At 62.2% G+C, this 1643-nt stretch carries 1 protein-coding gene; it reads left to right on the forward strand.

All coding sequences use genetic code 11. The features are described 5' to 3' along the window. Nucleotides 1-1643 (forward strand): immunoglobulin-like domain-containing protein (locus tag ACF8FB_RS09280; RefSeq protein ID WP_392511244.1); only part of this gene is annotated, 1643 nt, incomplete at both ends.

The following is a 1643-nucleotide window of genomic DNA, read 5'->3' on the forward strand; positions in this document are numbered from 1 at the left end:
CTCGACAAGACCCCGGTCAGCACTTCGGTCACCGACGAGCCGGGTACCCCAGGCAACGAAGGCGACCCGGTCAAGGTCACCATCACCGCCGACCAGACCTCGGTGGCCGAGAACGTCAAACCGACCTTCACTGTGCACGTCAACCAGCCGCTGGCCCACGACCTGGTCGTGACCCTGAGCAACAACGCCCAGGTCACCATCAAGGCCGGCGAAACCAGCGCGCCGTACACCCACGACGCGCAAGGCGATGACGTCTACAACGATGCTGGCCAGATCAGCCTGGGCATCAATTCGGCGGTAGACGCCACCGGCGCTACATTCGAGAACCTGGAACTGGGTGGTGCGGCTTCGGTTCAAGTGACCGACACCACCGACGAAGTAGTGGCCAAGCTGACCGCGACCCCTTCGGTAACCGAAGGCGGCGAGATCACCTACACCATCACGCTGACCAACAAAGATGGTCTGCCTATCGACAAGCATGCGGCGCTGACCTTTACCCTGGACGATGGCAAAACCACCATCACCATCCCGGCTAACGGTACAACCGGCACTGCCACCGTGACTGCCCCGGACAACGTCTACGTCGGCACCAACGACCCTGTCGTGATGTCGATCGCAACCGTTGGAGGTGCGGACGTCGGTAAGTTCGAGCAACTGACACTCGACAAGACCCCGGTCAGCACGTCGGTCACCGACGAGCCGGGTACCCCAGGCAACGAAGGCGACCTGGTCAAGGTCACCATCACCGCCGACCAGACTTCGGTAGCCGAGAACGTCAAACCGACCTTCACTGTTCACGTCAACCAGCCGCTGGCTCACGACCTGGTCGTGACCCTGAGCAACAACGCTCAGGTCACCATCAAGGCTGGCGAGACCAGCGCGCCGTACACCCACGCTGCGCAGGGTGATGACGTCTACAACGATGCGGGCCAGATCAGCCTGGGCATCACGTCCGCTGTGGATGTAGACGGTCGCACCTTCGAAAACCTGGAGCTGGGCGGTGCCGCTTCGGTCCAAGTGACCGACACCCTCGACGAAGTGGTGGCCAAACTGACCGCCACCCCTTCGGTGACCGAAGGCGGTGAGATCACTTACACCATCACGCTGACCAACAAAGACGGTCTGCCGATCAACAACCACAGTGCATTGACCTTCACGCTGAGCGACGGCAAAACCGTCATCACTGTGCCGGCCAACGGCACCGTGGGCACTGCCACCGTGACTGCTCCGGACAACGTCTACGTCGGCGCTAACGACCCTGTCGTGATGTCGATCGCAACCGTTGAGGGCGCGGATGTCGGCAAGTTCGAACAGCTTACGCTGGACAAGACGCCGGTCAGCACGTCGGTGACCGACGAGCCAGGTACGCCGGGCAACGAAGGCGACTTGGTCAAGGTCACCATCACCGCCGACCAGACCTCGGTGGCCGAGAACGTCAAGCCGACCTTCACCGTGCACGTCAACCAGCCGCTGGCCCACGACCTGGTCGTGACCCTGAGCAACAACGCCCAGGTCACCATCAAGGCCGGCGAAACCAGCGCGCCATACACCCACGCTGCGCAAGGCGATGACGTCTACAACGACGCTGGCCAGATCAGCCTGGGCATCACGTCCGCTGTGGATGTAGACGGTCGCACCTTCGA

Origin of the sequence: Pseudomonas sp. yb_2 (assembly GCF_043103905.1) — a bacterium.
GTDB lineage: Bacteria > Pseudomonadota > Gammaproteobacteria > Pseudomonadales > Pseudomonadaceae > Aquipseudomonas > Aquipseudomonas alloputida.